The organism is Clostridioides sp. LIBA-7602 (genome assembly GCF_056688945.1).
Window position 1 is genome coordinate 2,091,020 of record NZ_CP196991.1, and the last position, 16,630, is coordinate 2,107,649.

Consider the following 16,630-nt stretch of genomic DNA (forward strand, 5'->3'; position numbering starts at 1 on the left):
AAATTAAAACCTTATGTAGAAGTATTTAACTACTCTACTTCATATCCATTACAGTTTAAAATTTTACAAGCATTTTTTATATCTTTTTCTTTTATTAAAATATAATCTGTATCATATGTAGAAATTGCAAATATGCTTATTTTATTTTCTGCTAACAAACCACTTAGCTTAGATAAAATTCCTATAAGTGAAAAATCCAAAGGTCCTAATATCTTAAGTATTCTCCATTCTTTTTCTGACTTAACATCAGAAGGAATATTATTATTTGAACATACAATACTTAATTCATCTTCAGTTTTAGTTATAGAGTAAAAATTTTTTGTATCTATCCATGTTGGTATTTTACTATCATTATTTAATCTACATACTGCATACTCTTCTGCAAATAATTTTAATTTCATAATGTACATCTCCTCCAAACTTATTTGTCTACTTAAGATTATACATTAAAAATTATATAAAATAAAACATATAAAGTAAAAAAGGTTCACTATAGTATCCTATTTCTATAGCCAACCTTTAAAACTTAATTAAATTCTAATAAAAAGATATATTATCTAGGCTCAATTATAAGTTTAATGGCTGTTTTCTTATCACCTTCGATTTCTATATCAGTAAATGCGGGAATGCAAACTAAATCCATTCCACTAGGTGCAACAAAGCCTCTTGCTATTGCAATTGACTTTATAGCTTGATTTAGAGCTCCAGCTCCTATAGCTTGTATTTCTGCAATACCTCGTTCTCTCAGTACTCCAGCCAAGGCTCCAGCTACAGAATTAGGATTAGATTTTGATGAAACTTTTAGTACTTCCATTTCAACATCTCCTTGTTAATTTGTTAAAGTATCCATTACCTAAAGTACTAAATCATAATTGCCATTTACTAATTACAATCATCATTTAAAGTATACTTTTATAAAAATATACTTCTATAATTGTTTTAAGAAAACCTTTATTTTTTAAAACCATTTTATAATGAAAAAACTACAAATTTCTTTATATTCTATAAGCATTTTCCAATATTTCTAAATTTATTATATCTTTGAGTCATAATTTCTTCTTTATTCATATCTTTATAATGATTTAATCTTTCTAAAATATAAGCTTTTATTTCCTTTGAAACAGCTGCTACATCTTTTTGTGCTCCTCCAAGAGGTTCTTTTATAATCTTATCTATTATTTTTAAATCATATAAATCATCACTTGTAAGTTTCATAACATTACAAGCTTCTTTAGCTTTAGAAGAATCTTTAAATAGGATACTAGAAAGACCTTCAGGTGAAATTACAGAATAAACTGAATGTTCTAACATGCAAACATCATTACCTACTCCAATACCTAAAGCTCCTCCACTACCACCTTCACCAATTACAAAAGTGATTACTGGGACAGAAAGTTTACTCATTTCAAGTAAGTTTCTCGCAATAGCTTCTCCTTGTCCTCTTTCTTCTGCCTCTAGACCACAAAAAGCTCCTGATGTATCAATAAACGTTATTATTGGTCTATTGAATTTCTCAGCTTGTTTCATAAGTCTTAATGCTTTTCTATATCCTTCTGGATGAGGCATTCCAAAATTTCTTTTTATATTTTCCTTTGTATCTCTTCCTTTTTGATGGCCAACTATAGTAACATTAAATCTTCCTATCTGACCTATTCCTCCAACTATAGAAGGGTCATCTTTAAAAAGCCTATCTCCATGAAGCTCTAAAAAATTAGAACAAATGTGTTCTATGTATTCCAATGTCGTAGGTCTTTTTATATCTCTACTTAGCATTACCTTCTCATATGGTGATAAATGAGAAAAGGCATCTTCTTTAAGTTTTTCCAATTTCTCATTAAGTGAATTTATTTTATCGCTTAAATCTATATTATTTGCCTCAGAAATAGTTATTAATTGTTTAATATCATTTTCTAAAACCTTTATTTTTTCGCTATTATTTTCAATCAAAACAGTTCCTCCTTCATGCCCTATTTCTTGTGCATAGCAAGAATTTGATATAAGACTTCCTTCATTTTTCTTCTATCTACTATCATGTCAATAAAACCTTTTTCAAGTAAAAACTCAGAAGTTTGGAATCCTTCAGGAAGTTTCTGATTTATTGTTTGTTCTATTACTCTTGGTCCTGCAAAACCTATCAATGTATTTGGTTCAGAAATTATAATATCTCCAAGCATAGCAAAACTAGCAGTTACTCCTCCAGTAGTAGGGTCAGTTAGAACTGATATATATGGTAATGATTTTTCTTCAAGTTTAGAAAGTGCTTGAGAAGTTTTTGCCATCTGCATAAGAGATACCATACCTTCTTGCATTCTAGCTCCTCCTGAAGCAGAACAAATAATTATAGGTAAATTATTTTCAGCAGCATATTCTATTGAATAAGTTATCTTCTCTCCAACAATAGAACCCATACTTCCCATCATAAAATCAGGATTCATTACACAAATAACTGTTTTAATTCCATTTAATCTTCCATAACCTGTGACAACAGCTTCTGACTCATTCGTTTTTTCCTTATAAGAGTCTACTTTTTCTTTGTATTTAGGAAAGTTCAGTGGATTTTGAAATTCTACATCAGAATTAAATTCCATAAAAGTTCCCTTATCAATCAATAAATTTATTCTTTTTCTTGCTCTTAAACCATAATGTCTTGAACATTTTGGACATACAAATGAATTTTCTTCTATGTCCTTTCTAAATACATGACTATCACAACCTTTGCAATAAGTCCAAAATTTATCATCTACACTATTCTTTTTAAAGTTGTCATCTAAAGAAATCGTAACATACTTAGATTCTTTTGACGATAAAAATTTTTTTATCATAATCTATTTACTCCTTATAATGTAGCAAATTCTTTATTCATAAAGACATCTTCTATAAATTTGGTATGATGAGTATCTTCTCTAAACTCTCCACTTGTTACAAGTGCCTTTTGGAATTCTACATTTGTATTAATACCTTCTACAATAATTTCATCTAGAGCTCTATACATTCTATTTATACATTCTTCTCTAGTCTCAGCCCAACATATTAATTTACCTATCATAGAATCATATAAAGGTGGTATAGTATATCCTGCATATACAAAAGTATCAAATCTAACGCCAAAACCTCCAGGTAAATTTAATGATTCTATCTTACCTGGTGATGGAGCAAAGTTATTTGATGAATCTTCAGCATTTATTCTACACTCAATAGCATGACCTCTAAAAGCAATATCTTCTTGTTTAAAAGGAATTTCTTCCCCATTAGCTATAGATATTTGAAGTTTTATAAGGTCAAGATTTGTTACCATCTCTGTAACTGGATGTTCAACTTGTATTCTTGTATTCATCTCTATAAAATAAAAGTTTTTATCTTTGTCAACTATAAACTCAATAGTACCAGCACCGATATAACCTACACCTTTTACTATATCTACTGCGATTTTATGAAGTTTTTGTCTTTCTTCATCTGAAAGGTATGGACTTAAAGATTCTTCTATTACTTTTTGATTCCTTCTTTGCATAGAACAATCTCTATCACCTAAATGTATTGCATTTGAGTGTTTGTCCCCAAATACTTGTACTTCTATATGTCTAGGATTTTCTATGAATTTTTCCATATATAAATCGCTATTAGAAAATGCTGCTAGAGCTTCTGAACTTGCCATATCAAAATTTGAAAAAAGCTCTTCTTCTTTTCTAACGATTCTCATACCTTTTCCACCGCCTCCACTTGAGGCTTTTATCATAACAGGATAGCCAATTTCTCTTGCAACTTCTAAAGCTTCTTCCTTAGTTTTTAAAACAGATTCTGAACCAGGAACAACAGGGATATTTAATTCCATCATAGTTTCTCTTGCTCTAGATTTATCTCCCATCAAAATCATTTGTTCTCTTGTTGGACCTATAAAAATAATATTATTCTCTTCACATTGCTTTGCAAATTCAGGATTCTCTGATAAAAAGCCAAAACCTGGATGAATAGCATCACACTTTAATTTAAGAGCAAGGTATATTATATTTTCTATATTATTATAACTCTTGCTTATATTGTTTGGCCCTATACAAATAGATTCATCAGCTATATATCTATGAAAACAATCTTTATCTATTTCAGAATAGATAGCAACAGTCTTTATACCTAGTTCTTTACATGTTCTGATGATTCTAACTGCTATATCGCCTCTATTTGCAACTAGTATTTTTTTTATCAACTTAAATACCTCCTACTACAATGGTTTTATCTTAAATAAAGGTTGATTATATTCTACTAGTTCTTCATTATCAACTAATACTTCAATTATTTCACCTTTAATTTCACTTGTTATCTCATTCATAAGCTTCATTGCTTCTAATATACATAAAGTATCACCTTCTTCAACTATATCGCCAACTTTGACAAAGCTATCTGCATCTGGACTTGGAGAATCATAGAATGTTCCCATTAAAGGAGCTACTACTACAGATAGATTCTCATTAGATGCTACAGGTATATCATTTACAACTGGCTTTTCTAAAGAAAGATCCACTACTGATTCTTGTTGTACACTTAAAACAGGTGAACTTGAAGCTTGGGCTTTTTTAGATACTTCCAATTTTAAATCGCTACTTTCAAGTTTTACATATTCTAAGTTAGTTGAGTCTATAACCTTTAATAATTCCTTAATTTCATTGATGTTCATGTTGTTACCCCCTTGTATTATTACCTGGTGCTAATATTATATCACAAAAAACAAATTTATAAAAGAAAAAGTGCTGACTAGAGAATCAACACATCAATATATATTTTAATTTTAGATTAACAACAAGTAACTTATATTTGTTTTAATTTTCCATTATTAATATAGATTATAAGTATAAAATGAATAAAATTCAATATTTTTTGCAAAATACAAGGGAATACAAATTAATACCTCGGGGATTTTTAAGACAAATACCAATATTATGCAATTTAGACTTCGCTTTCTTTCAAATTAGTATCATTTTCTTTATTCTTACATAGAATATACTTTAACTTAGTTATTAAAATATTACTATATAGGTTAAAAGTTATTAAAATTGCAGGAATTATAAAGTAAACTCTAGCACCTATAAAGCCAAAAACTACTGTAGTAAATATTAATCTTTTATTTAAAGTAAAAAAAGGTATATTAAAAATACTTTTATCAGATGTTTCTGGTGTATAAGAATATATAATTCCAAAAAGCAAAGTCAACATACAAAGTGGTAGTAATATATAACTTGAAATTATTCCTAAAAAGCCTATACTCTCAAAGTATTTGCTAGCACTATTTGTATAAACAAACATGTATCCATTTAAGTAAGCACATATACACGATATAATGCCAAAAGTTCCTCCTAAGGATTGAGTGTACCAATTAAAAAATTTAGATTCCATATACCTCGCCTCCTAAAACTGTATATATAATGATATGCATTTAAATAATGAAATATATCTTTATATGCTTATGAATAAATTTTTGTTAATTTCATTAATTTATGTTTAAGAAATTTGAAGTATAGTGTAGTATATATTAATGTAGATAAAGTTTTATGATACTCAATTAACTTATCTTATTATGGATTTATCATAGGTTTAAAAATTATTTTAGGGTTTTATATTTTTGTTGAGCTGAAAAATTTATTATAAATGAAGGGATGTTTTCGCTTTGGTAGATACATTAGAATTTGGTCTTAAAATTTTATTTTTTATATTATCAATTATTTGGATGGGTAAAATAATGATTTTAAGAACTGATAAGCAAATAGTAATCAATCCTTTGCTTATTGGTATATCTGCAGTCCTTGTGATGTTGCATACCTCACAAAGTAACATTGAATTTTTTGGACTAGATGTCCAGTATATAAGAGTAGTTTTATATATCGTATATTCATTAATAATATTAATAGGAATATGGGCTACTAACAGAAGAAATGGTATTTTCTAGATATTCTATTTCTAATAGATATCTAAAGGTTGCTAGTAACAAAGCGCTAATAATAGTGCTCTGTTACCAGCAACCTTTATTTTGATTATACATTTAAATTGAAAATTAAATTATTGAGCAAGGACATATATTTATTTTACGTTGATAGTGATTAGAACTTCTTGAGATGTATTTAAATCATTTTTGTCACTTAGTATAACTTTTACTACAGCCTGACCTGTTTTATTTCCTTTAACAATCATATCTTCATATGAAACTACACTTTTATCACTTACAGATACCACAAAATCTAAATCCTTTGGAAGGCTATCAGTAACTTCCCAATACTTATAATAGCTATCAATTTTCTTTGTAATTATTTTTCTCAAATCAATATTTTCACCTTTGGCTATATCAACATTATGATATTTAGAGTCCAGTTTATATTGATTATCTTTTGTATTGATAAAATTCAAATCACAATTTACATCCACACCATTATTAGAAAGAGAATTTACTACACCATCATCAACCAAATAATTATTTGCTAGATTGATTGAATCCATATCCTTTAGACTTAAAGCTTCTTTAGGAACTTCTTTTATATTATTGTTCCAAAAAATAAAATTGTCTACATTTTCAAGATATGATATACCTTTTAAATTTGAAATGTTTTCACCAGTTGCATAAAATTCTCCATCCAAAGCTTTTATATTACTTATAGTCATCTCATCTGGGTTTATATATCGTTTTACAACTGCTCTTAGATTAGCATCAGGAAAAATATTTTTAAGTTGGTTGTCATTTAGAACATTATCATTTGAACTTATTGGATTTAAAGCCGCCGCAGAAATAAGAAATGGTATTAAATTAGCTAAATTCATAGTACCCTCCCACATAAAATTTTTTTATATAGTAATTTAATTTCTATGAGAGGGTTCTGTTTCCTTGTTATATATGCCTACTTTCGTACACTTTATTAATATAAATTAAAATAAATTTCTACTATTAAACTTATAAACATATTACTAGTTACGTTTTTTAGCTTCACATCTAAATATTCGCATACCTTGTGACATAAATTTGTCTTCATACTCTGTTGTAACATTATTTTCATACTCACTATTTCCTAAATCAAGAGAAATATTCTTCAATAGCCAATTATTTGCAGCAATTTCATTTAAACTAAACTCGAATAATTTTTCATTATCTGTTTTAAAGTGAATTTCGCCATTATCTTCCAAAACCTTATTGTACATTTCTAAAAATCCAGAATGAGTTAGTCTTCTCTTACTCCATCTATTTTTAGGCCATGGGTCACAGAAATTTATATAAATTCTTGATAATTCTTTAGCTTCAAAGTAATCTAAAATATTGCTTACATCTCCCCATAAAAATAATATATTATTCAAATTAGAGGAATCAGCTTTTTCAACAGCCTTTAAAAGAACTTCTTCCTTAAGTTCCATAGCAATATAATTTATGTCAGGGTTCTGTTTGGCTAAAGTTGTTATAAATTTACCTTTACCAGTACCAAATTCTACATGTATGGGATTATCATTTCCAAACTTTAAACTCCACTTGCCTTTTATTTTTTCTATATCGTCTCTTAAAACGTATTTTGTATAACTTAAAAGTTTTTCATCTGCACCTTTTTTTCGTCTTCTTCTCACAATAATTCTCCTTATATATAAAAAATTAGTAAAATACATTTTTTATTATACATTATCTGAGCAAAAAATAAAAAGAACTCTCTTAAAATAGAAAATTATTTCTATAAAGAGAGTTCTCGATTTGCTAAAAAGTTAATCTTAGTGGCACCCTGAACAACCAGAGCATCCTCCCCCACCTTGATCTTTCATATTTTCAGGAATAACTCTAAATCCAAATCCTGTATCTTCTATTATTATATCTCCATACTGACTATATTCATCAGAGCTCATTACAAACTGTAATTCTCCAACTTCATAAGTTAAGTCATCTTCTTTTTTCTCATCTAAAGCTAGTCCAAAAGAAGGACCTCCACAACCAACACCTGCAAAGTATACTCTTATATTATTAGGTTTATCTTGATTGTCTTTTAAGATACTTTTCAAAGTATCAATAGCTGTTTCTGGTAAAGTAATTTTCATTAAATCATTCCCTTTCAAATATTTTATTAAAACAATATCTATTATATACCCATATAAGGTACATAATCAATTAGTTTTTGCATATTTTACTAAAACTTCTGCCAAATATTACTTAAAGCTTTAAAATACTTTATATGATATTTTATTTCCTTAAGTAAATACCCTATTGTATGCTTAGTAAACAAATAAAACTTATGCTAAAAAATATAATGATTTTATTTGTTGTTTTAATATTATAACACATTTGATAATGTCCAATTCATATATGCAAAATTTATATATTTGAAAGCTTATCTGTGTACAACAAGCAAAGCATAATGGTGTGTACCATTATGCTTTGTTTGTTGCTATTGAAAAATGGTGTGGCTATAACAATGAAAAATGACTACTCTCGATAACTGATTTCATCTGACATAAGCAGAAAGGATGTCCAGCTGGGTCAAACATAACCTTCCAATCATCGGAAAATTGTTCATCTGCGATTGTTGCTCCACAATGAAGTGCATATTGAACTGCTTTTTCCAAATCATTAACAGCAAAATCCATATGTGCCATTTGCTGTTGAGCTTCAGGCTTTTGCGGCCACACAGGTGGTTTATACTCAGGATTTCGTTGAAATGTTATACCAGGATATGTACCTTGATTTGTTCCTGGAGCACCAACACATGCAAATTCTTCATTATAAAATGGGATTTCCCAATTAAGTAACATAGCATAGAATTTTGCTAATTCATGTGGGTCTTTACAATCCATTGTAAATGAGTACATTTTTATTTTCAATTCATCATACATAACGTAATTACCTCCAAATGTATTTCTTTATCTTTTTATTGATATTTCTTTCTTTTATTTTAAATTCAAATATTGAGTTTGTAAGCTATTTTATGTATTCTTATATTGTGTACTAAATATTTATTTTTTGCAATATAAAGAAAAATTTCTATATTTTAATACTTTATAATTATTGAAACTGCTTAATAAATTCAACAGGATACATCGTGCGTTTTGAAATTTCTTCGATACTTAAATCTTGCTTTAAAAACCTTTTTATGACACTTTCCATATTTTCTGAAACTTCTATAATATTTTTGTCAAAGTCATAGAATCTAAAAGTTCTTTGCCCCCAAGAATATTCCTTTATAGGATGTAAAAATTCGATATTTTCTATTCTATTTATTTTGCTTTCCCACTGTTTGATGTCATCAACTTCAAAATACAATTGAAAACTATTTGATTGTTGATTTATTGGTAATTCATATCCAATTATAGCTTTGTAATTGATTTGTAAGCCAAATCCATTTTCAAATGATACATGCTCTCCTAAATCTAATGTAACTTTTTGTTCCATAACATCTTCATAAAATTTCTTTGATTTATTTATGTCTTTGACAATTAATAATACTCCTCCAAATTTCATATTATCACTATCCTTTCTTTTACAAGTATTATAGCTTAAAATTTTGCAATTTCACTGTAAAAATCAGACATATTGGCTCGGTATTTTTGAGGAGTTATTCCACAAACAATTTTAAAATCTTTAATAAAATGTGGAATATCATAAAATCCTAATTCATTACATATATAGAGCAATGAAATTTTATTATTGTTTAGAAGTTGTATAGATTTATTAATGCGTACTAAACGTGAAAAAGTCTTCATATTCACACCTAGATATTGATTAAAAAGTCGGTTTAAGTGTCTAGAACTATAATATACTTTCTTAGAAATTTCTTCTGAAGATATATTTCCAAAGTTATTAATAATTAACTTAATTGCCAAATTAAACTCATCTGAGTATGTAGTTTTAATATTAGAAATCAATAACTCTTCTAACTTTAAAATCAATTCATCTGTAGATAAAGACTCATTGAATATCTTTTTTATTTCTATATCCAGTAAAGTATTAACTGAAGAAAAGGAAACAACTTTATCCCTAAGCTCACTTTGTTGTACACCTACAATTGGAAAAAAACCAGCAGGTTGAAACTCAATAATTAATATAACCTCACATTTATTAGCAATATTTCCTACTGTTTTTGGTTTAGTAGTTGGACCAAATAATAAACTATGTAATCCTATATCATCGTAAAAAAATACTAAAGTTACACTTCCATGAGGGATAATAGTATAATTATCAGAGATTGTTGTTTGATTTGGAAATGAGATAGTAAAATTTGATATCCAATTTCTTAATTGTATACAAGGCAAGAGATAAACAAAATCCTCTTCATAAATTAGAAGTGACCTATCTTTATTTATAAGACGAATGCTTTCTTTTTTTAACATAAATTATATCCTATCCTGTCATTAATATTTATTAAATAAGAAGTATCATGCTATTTTCATACATCATGAATACTCCTTATATGCTTAGTAAACAAAATAAAAATAAAATAATAAAAAATATATTACTTTTATCTGTCATTTTATATTATAACATATTTGATAGTATCTAATTTATATCTACTTTACATATGTAAAATTTATAGAGTTAAAAATATCTACATCAAAATAGAATAATCAATCATTATACGATTACACCATCTAAAACTGTAATAGTACGGCTACTACTTTTAGTTGCTTCTCGTGAGTGGGTTACCATAATTATAGTTTGACCACTTTCTTTATTTATTTTACTCAGTAAATTTATTATTTCTGTTCCAGTTTTACTATCTAAATTTCCAGTAGGTTCATCAGCAAATAGAATTTCTGGTTTTCCTATTAAAGCCCGAGCTATAGCAACACGTTGCTGTTGACCACCAGATAATTCTCTTGGTGTATGCTTACGTCTATCATATAAACCAACTATATTCAAAATTTCATCTAATTGTTTTTTATAGTCTTTTAAATTTTTACCATCTAATAATAAAGGAAGCATTATGTTTTCTTCCACATTTAGATTTGGTATTAGATTGTAAAATTGAAATACAAATCCTATATTTCTACGGCGTATTATACTCATCTTATCATCATCAAGATGTGATATATCAGTTCCATTCATATACACTTTTCCATTTGTCGGAGTATCCAAACCACCTAAGATATATAAAAGAGTGCTTTTACCAGAACCAGATTGACCCATTATAGAAACAAATTCACCTTTCATTACTTGTAAAGATACATCTTTTAATACTCTCGTTGTTGTATTTCCAATTTTAAATTCTTTAATAATATTTTTTGCTTCTACAGGCAAACTATTACACGCAGTTTTCATATTAACCTCCAAATTATTCGAATTTAATTTCTTCTACCAGCTTCATTTTCTTCCCTTTTACAATGGGTACTATTGAGCCTATTAAGGTTACTGTAATTCCCAATAACCCTGCAATAATAAATGTTTTAAAATCTAAATTTGGTGTCATTGAAATCTTTGGTCCTGCAACTATGAAGATAGTTTGAATTTCCATTATAGATATTACAATCCCAATAACAGCACCAAGTAAACCTGAAGTAAAACCTTCAATCAATGTCATTTTTACATTTTGTTTATCGCTCTGTCCTACCGATTTGTACATAGCTATAAAGTGTCTCTTTTGAATATAATTAATTAGCAGATTATTGATAATACCTACTGTAGCAAGAATAAAAATAAAATAAGTCATTTTATTCATAGGAAATAAAAAACTGCTTATAGTTTTTAAAGCATCATTGTTAAATTCTTCAACAGTACGACTCCAATTAGATGTATCTCCAAATAAGTCTCTTATCTGAATCATAACAGCATCTGGATTAACGGCTGTATATGCTAAAAAACCATAATTAATTTCATCAAAATCACTAACAGCATAATGTGATGGTATAACAGCTTCTACATCACTTACACGAGATTTAAAACTCCCCACTATACTATAAGAAAAATTAGATTTATCATTAGATAGAGTTATGGTATCTCCTATAGACAAGCCTACTTTTTTTAAAGTATCTTCATTCAAAATAATAGAACGTTTATCTTTGAAAGATTCAATCACTTGCTCTTTCATATCATAATTTGTATAATTAATTGCAAGCATAGAACTGTATAATTTTAAATTATCTGTAGCTTCTAATCTTGAAAATATTCTATCGTTACCAGAAATCTTATTATTCATAACATAAGTAGGTAAAACATTTTCAATTCCATTCATATGTCTAACATCTTCAATAAACTCTTCATCCATCTTTCCATCTGCAAAACCCTGTAATTCTGCATCTCGAAATACATCACCTATATAAGTCTTTACAAAACTACCAACAACACTTATTGCAATTACTGCAGAAATACTTATAAATAATAATGTGATATTCTGTGTGATATTTTTATTATTTTTTATATTTCTAGCAGCTAATTTACCCTCATTGCCTAAAATCTTTTCATAAACAAACTCAAAAACTGTAGACATAGTATTAGTAAAAAGTGGTATTAATACAATAGTGGATACAATTAATCCTAGCAATGAAAATCCGCCAGCTACATATAATGTATTTTCAGGCGATATTCTTGGCAGTAGAATAGACAAAATAAGTATAATAGTTCCTATAAAAAGTATAGAACGATTTGAAACACGTTTTTCTTCTACTGTTCCTAATATAATACTTTTGATAGGTAAACGACCAGCTTTTTTAACAGGTATATATGCACTAAGAGAAGAAACAATTATTGCTACTATAACAGAGACAATTACTCCAATAGGAGATATAACTGTTGGGATTGATATTCCTTGTTCAAGAGAGTTTCCAAGTCCATGAAGCATAATATTCAAAACAACTATACCAATAGGAATAGCAATTAATCCTCCAATACTTCCATATAGTATACTTTCAAACATTAAGATATAAGTTACAGTTTTTTTATTGGCACCAATACTTCTAAAAGTACCAATAAACGGAAGGCGTTCTAATGTAATCACCTTATAACTACTGTATATAATAAATATACTAAGAGTTAATGCGAAAAAGCTTATTAAAAAGAAAGGCATTGTTTTTTGTCTAGCATCTGCAACTATCTTACTTTCATTTACTGTACTTGATACCTTGAATTTTTCAGTTGAGAGCTCTTCAGATAATTTATTTACTAGACTTTCTGTATTTTCTTCTTTTGATTCTATAAGAACTCTTGTATATCCATTTCCTTTATCTAAAATCTTTGATAGAGTTTCTTTAGGTAATAGTGCATTTACACCTCTTGTATGTCTCAAAAATACTGTATCATATGAAGCAATATCACTAACTTCAAAAGTATAAGTCTTACCATGGATTTGTAAAGTAATAGAATCACCTTTTTTTATTTTATATTTTGATGTAAAACGATTAGGAAGAATAATTTTATTACCAGAAAAGTCATCAATATTATTTCCATTTTCTAATCGTGGTTTGTTGATTTTATTCAGTTGATTTAAGTCTGCTGATATAAGACTAAATGATTCATAATATCCATCCTTATGATAAACAGCAGAACTTTCCAATATCCCAACCTTTGATTTTATGGAGTTTAGATTGGGAATATCTTCTAGACTAGTTAACATATCTGGATTCTTATTTTGAACAGATATAGTTGCACTACCAAACATACCTCTTGCCATCTTTCTCTGCGCACTTTCGTAAGATAATCCAATCGAGAATGAAACAAAAAGTAAAACTGTTGATAAAACTATGGACAATAACATAACTGCTGTCCTAATTTTTCTTTCTCTAACATTTGTTAAAATATACTTTAATATAATCTTCAAATTTACACCTACTTCCTTAATTAAACCTAACCTAGATTTAGATTTAATCCAATCTAGGTAGAATCTCTAATACAACTTTTTCTTCTTCTGTTTTCAACTAAACAAAATCCTAAATAAAAAAGATTGATAAACTATTATATAAACATAATAATCTACCAATCTTAATATATTTTTTAGTTAACCTTAATTAACCTTAACTAAGTAGAAAAACAGATATGAAATGAACTACCTAATCTCAATTCACTTTCAACAGATATATCTCCTCCATGAATTTCAATAATTTGCTTTGTTATTGCCAATCCTAAACCAGTTCCTTCTATTCTTTGCTTTGTATTAGTTCCTCTATAATAACGATTAAATAAATTTGACACTTCTTCTCTTGTCATCCCTTTTCCATTATCTGAAATAATAATTTCAATTTTTTTATTCAATGCTATATGTACAACAACTTTAGTATTCTTATTTCCATATGTAAAAGCGTTAATGATAAGATTGCTAAAAGCACGTTTTAATAGTGTATAATCAAAACTAAAATCAATACTGTCTATCTCATTTTTAAATTCAATTATATTTGACTCATACTCTGGGTAGTTTAAAATATCAATGGACAATTCCTTCAAAAACCTTACTAAATCACCATTTTTCTTATTTAAAGGAAGAATTCCATTTTGTAATTGATATGTTAACTTTAAATCACTTATAAGTTTATTTGTATATTCTATATTCTTTAGCATGATTGAAGCGTATTTGTTTATTTTTTCAGATGAATGAGTAATACTACTATCTGTAAGGAGCTCTGCATATCCTTTTATTGGTGAAAGTGGAGTTTTTAAATCATGAGTTATGTTTGAAATCCATTCTTCTCGCATAATATCAGTTTTCTTTTGTATCTCGTCACTTTTATGAATTTCTTCATTTAGAAGATTTAAACTATCATATACATCTGCAAAAACTCCTTTAATCTTGATTGAAAAGTAGCTTCTTTTTGCAATATCACTAACAGAAGCTGTAATATTTGAAATACACTTTGTTACCCAATAGCTGTAAGCAATTCCAAAAACCAAAATCATTAAAAATATAATCCCTATGATTGAAAATATAATTGACTTCCCACCTATAAACTTAGTTCCATCAAAAAACATATTCACTTTAGATATATTTAAAGGAAAATGTATAATATAAATAAAATCATTTTTGTTATTTGTAATAGTATTAAAGTAAACAGCGCCATCACTAGAATTATTTTGGTTAGCTAATGCTAATAATTCAGAATTCGAATAGTAATTTTTATGCTCTTTTGGCTCTGAAAATCCATAAATTATATTTCCATTAGAATCTAAAATTTGTAACCACAATTTATTTTCTTGAAGCTTTTCTAACCCAGATTGTTTTATTCGTGGTTTATTATCTATAAACACTACTTGTTCATTAAAATCTTCTGTAAATTTTTTAGCCCAATCACTACGTACATACTTCCCATTTGGCTGTTGAATAGTAATAAGGGATAAGAAAATACCTATTACAGTAAAAATTAAACAAAGAAAAATTATGAAAAAAATAAGGTATGAACGGAGTATTATTTTATAGCTAGGTTTATGCATTTAATCAACTCTTTTCTTAAACTTGTATTTTAATTTAAAAACATAACTATCTACATAAATTATATTTACATTACTTCATGTTATCAAGGCAGTTGTTGTATTTAATAAACTCACAAAATATCTACATAGCTTAAATAATATAAAGAAATTCTTCATAGAACTGACTTTATAGGGGATACTTTATAAAAGAACTAAAAAATTATAACATATAAAAATTTTCACAGGTAAATAACAATACTAATAAGAATATTAAAACACTGTATGAAAATTCACAAATATTAAGAATAGTGAAATACTTGAAATTGCTTATATCAAGAAAATTTATATAATATAAATTGGTCAAATATGTTATAATATTAAATTGTGACAAGTTCATGGAGGTGTTTATATGAAAAAACAAAAGTCGCCAATTTTACTTGAGATGTTTGGTCTATTTTTTGGTTGTATATCAATGAGTATTGGTATAAATATGTTTTTAAAACCACATACAATTGCTCCAGGAGGGCTTAGTGGTCTATCGTTAGTATTAAACAAAGTTACAGGACTTCCAGTATCAGCTATCATGTTAATTATAGGTGTACCATTAGTAATACTTGCTTTTAGAATTATGGGTACAAAAAATTCATTAAAAACGTTATTTGGAACAATCGTGTTTTCTGCTATAGTCCAATTAACAGACCCATTATCGAAGTTAAGATTTACTGATGATTTATTATTATCTGCTATAGCAGGAGGAATCTTAGTTGGTATAGGTTTAGGCATAATGTTTAAGTCAGATGCTTCTACTGGGGGAACAGATTTAATTGCACTCATACTTAGTAAAAAATTCCCAGGAATAAAAGCTACAAAATTTATGTCATGTCTAGATGGAATGGTTGTTATATCTTCTGGTATAGTAAATCGTAGTTTAGAAACTGCACTTTACTCTGGTATAGCACTTTGCATATTAATAAAAATAGCAGATATGATAATTGAAGGATTTGACCATTCAAAAGCATTTTTTATTATTTCTGATGAACCTGAGAGTTTAAGACAGGCTATAACTGAAGAACTTGATAGAGGTCTTACTATTCTTGATGGTAAGGGTGGATACACTAGAGAAAATAAAGAAGTCCTATTAGTTGTGGTTTCTAAAAAACAAGAGCTTTATCTAAAGAGATTGGTTAAAAGAACTGACCCTACTGCATTTGTTATAGTTACAGATGTACATGAAGTTCTTGGAGAAGGATTCAAAAACTTAGAGAATTAATTAAAGTATTAATATTTTAATATATTTTAGTT

The 16,630-nt window shown here is 27.6% G+C and carries 18 protein-coding genes; 2 read left to right on the top strand and 16 right to left on the bottom strand.

All coding sequences use genetic code 11. From position 1 onward, the window contains the following. Positions 1–29: 29 nt before the first annotated feature. The 7 genes from ACTG45_RS09985 to ACTG45_RS10015 all read right to left on the bottom strand — a co-directional run bounded on the left by ACTG45_RS09985 (position 30) and on the right by ACTG45_RS10015 (position 5,382). Positions 30–401: an ACT domain-containing protein gene (locus ACTG45_RS09985; protein WP_479920259.1), complete on the bottom strand. Its 372-nt coding sequence runs from the start codon at positions 399–401 to the stop codon at positions 30–32. 152 nt (positions 402–553) lie between these two features. Continuing rightward, positions 554–814, bottom strand: a complete 261-nt coding sequence (locus ACTG45_RS09990; RefSeq protein WP_003424039.1) for a stage V sporulation protein S — start codon at positions 812–814, stop codon at positions 554–556. A gap of 188 nt (positions 815–1,002) precedes the next feature. Continuing rightward, positions 1,003–1,947, bottom strand: a complete 945-nt coding sequence (locus tag ACTG45_RS09995) for an acetyl-CoA carboxylase carboxyltransferase subunit alpha (RefSeq protein WP_479920260.1) — start codon at positions 1,945–1,947, stop codon at positions 1,003–1,005. Positions 1,948–1,967: 20 nt separating this feature from the next. Further along, positions 1,968–2,822 (bottom strand): acetyl-CoA carboxylase, carboxyltransferase subunit beta, encoded by an 855-nt coding sequence (gene accD, locus ACTG45_RS10000; RefSeq protein WP_021384748.1) that lies wholly within the window; start codon positions 2,820–2,822, stop codon positions 1,968–1,970. 14 nt (positions 2,823–2,836) lie between these two features. Next, complete coding sequence (gene accC / locus ACTG45_RS10005; RefSeq protein WP_479918749.1) at positions 2,837–4,198, bottom strand: acetyl-CoA carboxylase biotin carboxylase subunit; 1,362 nt, start codon at positions 4,196–4,198, stop codon at positions 2,837–2,839. A 15-nt stretch (positions 4,199–4,213) separates the two neighbouring features. Beyond that, positions 4,214–4,666, bottom strand: a complete 453-nt coding sequence (gene accB / locus ACTG45_RS10010) for an acetyl-CoA carboxylase biotin carboxyl carrier protein (RefSeq protein WP_021384752.1) — start codon at positions 4,664–4,666, stop codon at positions 4,214–4,216. Positions 4,667–4,935: 269 nt separating this feature from the next. Then, complete coding sequence (locus ACTG45_RS10015; protein ID WP_021384732.1) at positions 4,936–5,382, bottom strand: hypothetical protein; 447 nt, start codon at positions 5,380–5,382, stop codon at positions 4,936–4,938. Positions 5,383–5,653: 271 nt separating this feature from the next. Between ACTG45_RS10015 and ACTG45_RS10020 the strand changes: the two genes are divergently transcribed. Further along, positions 5,654–5,932: a hypothetical protein gene (locus tag ACTG45_RS10020; protein WP_021384709.1), complete on the top strand. Its 279-nt coding sequence runs from the start codon at positions 5,654–5,656 to the stop codon at positions 5,930–5,932. A 131-nt stretch (positions 5,933–6,063) separates the two neighbouring features. Here the strand turns inward: ACTG45_RS10020 and ACTG45_RS10025 are convergent, their stop codons facing one another. The 9 genes from ACTG45_RS10025 to ACTG45_RS10065 all read right to left on the bottom strand — a co-directional run bounded on the left by ACTG45_RS10025 (position 6,064) and on the right by ACTG45_RS10065 (position 15,349). Beyond that, positions 6,064–6,795, bottom strand: coding sequence for a hypothetical protein (locus tag ACTG45_RS10025; protein ID WP_479920261.1), 732 nt, complete (start codon positions 6,793–6,795; stop codon positions 6,064–6,066). 144 nt (positions 6,796–6,939) lie between these two features. Next, on the bottom strand, positions 6,940–7,584 hold the full coding sequence (gene trmB / locus ACTG45_RS10030) for a tRNA (guanosine(46)-N7)-methyltransferase TrmB (protein ID WP_021384740.1): 645 nt from the start codon (positions 7,582–7,584) through the stop codon (positions 6,940–6,942). A 138-nt stretch (positions 7,585–7,722) separates the two neighbouring features. Further along, the gene (locus ACTG45_RS10035; RefSeq protein WP_003424083.1) at positions 7,723–8,043 is read right to left on the bottom strand and encodes a hypothetical protein; all 321 of its coding nucleotides are present in this window, start codon (positions 8,041–8,043) and stop codon (positions 7,723–7,725) included. Positions 8,044–8,409: 366 nt separating this feature from the next. Further along, positions 8,410–8,835 (bottom strand): VOC family protein, encoded by a 426-nt coding sequence (locus tag ACTG45_RS10040; protein WP_021384726.1) that lies wholly within the window; start codon positions 8,833–8,835, stop codon positions 8,410–8,412. A 169-nt stretch (positions 8,836–9,004) separates the two neighbouring features. Further along, positions 9,005–9,460, bottom strand: coding sequence for a VOC family protein (locus ACTG45_RS10045; RefSeq protein WP_021384719.1), 456 nt, complete (start codon positions 9,458–9,460; stop codon positions 9,005–9,007). A 35-nt stretch (positions 9,461–9,495) separates the two neighbouring features. Further along, positions 9,496–10,329 carry a helix-turn-helix domain-containing protein gene (locus ACTG45_RS10050; RefSeq protein WP_479920262.1) on the bottom strand — a complete coding sequence of 278 codons (834 nt, stop codon included), beginning with the start codon at positions 10,327–10,329 and terminating at the stop codon, positions 9,496–9,498. 241 nt (positions 10,330–10,570) lie between these two features. Next, positions 10,571–11,257: an ABC transporter ATP-binding protein gene (locus ACTG45_RS10055; RefSeq protein ID WP_479920263.1), complete on the bottom strand. Its 687-nt coding sequence runs from the start codon at positions 11,255–11,257 to the stop codon at positions 10,571–10,573. Positions 11,258–11,270: 13 nt separating this feature from the next. After that, positions 11,271–13,748 (bottom strand): ABC transporter permease, encoded by a 2,478-nt coding sequence (locus tag ACTG45_RS10060; protein WP_479920264.1) that lies wholly within the window; start codon positions 13,746–13,748, stop codon positions 11,271–11,273. A gap of 197 nt (positions 13,749–13,945) precedes the next feature. Next, positions 13,946–15,349 carry a sensor histidine kinase gene (locus ACTG45_RS10065; protein ID WP_479920265.1) on the bottom strand — a complete coding sequence of 468 codons (1,404 nt, stop codon included), beginning with the start codon at positions 15,347–15,349 and terminating at the stop codon, positions 13,946–13,948. A 388-nt stretch (positions 15,350–15,737) separates the two neighbouring features. On the opposite strand from ACTG45_RS10065, the gene ACTG45_RS10070 reads away from it, so the two are divergent. Further along, positions 15,738–16,598 (top strand): YitT family protein, encoded by an 861-nt coding sequence (locus tag ACTG45_RS10070; RefSeq protein WP_021384736.1) that lies wholly within the window; start codon positions 15,738–15,740, stop codon positions 16,596–16,598. Positions 16,599–16,630: the final 32 nt, after the last annotated feature.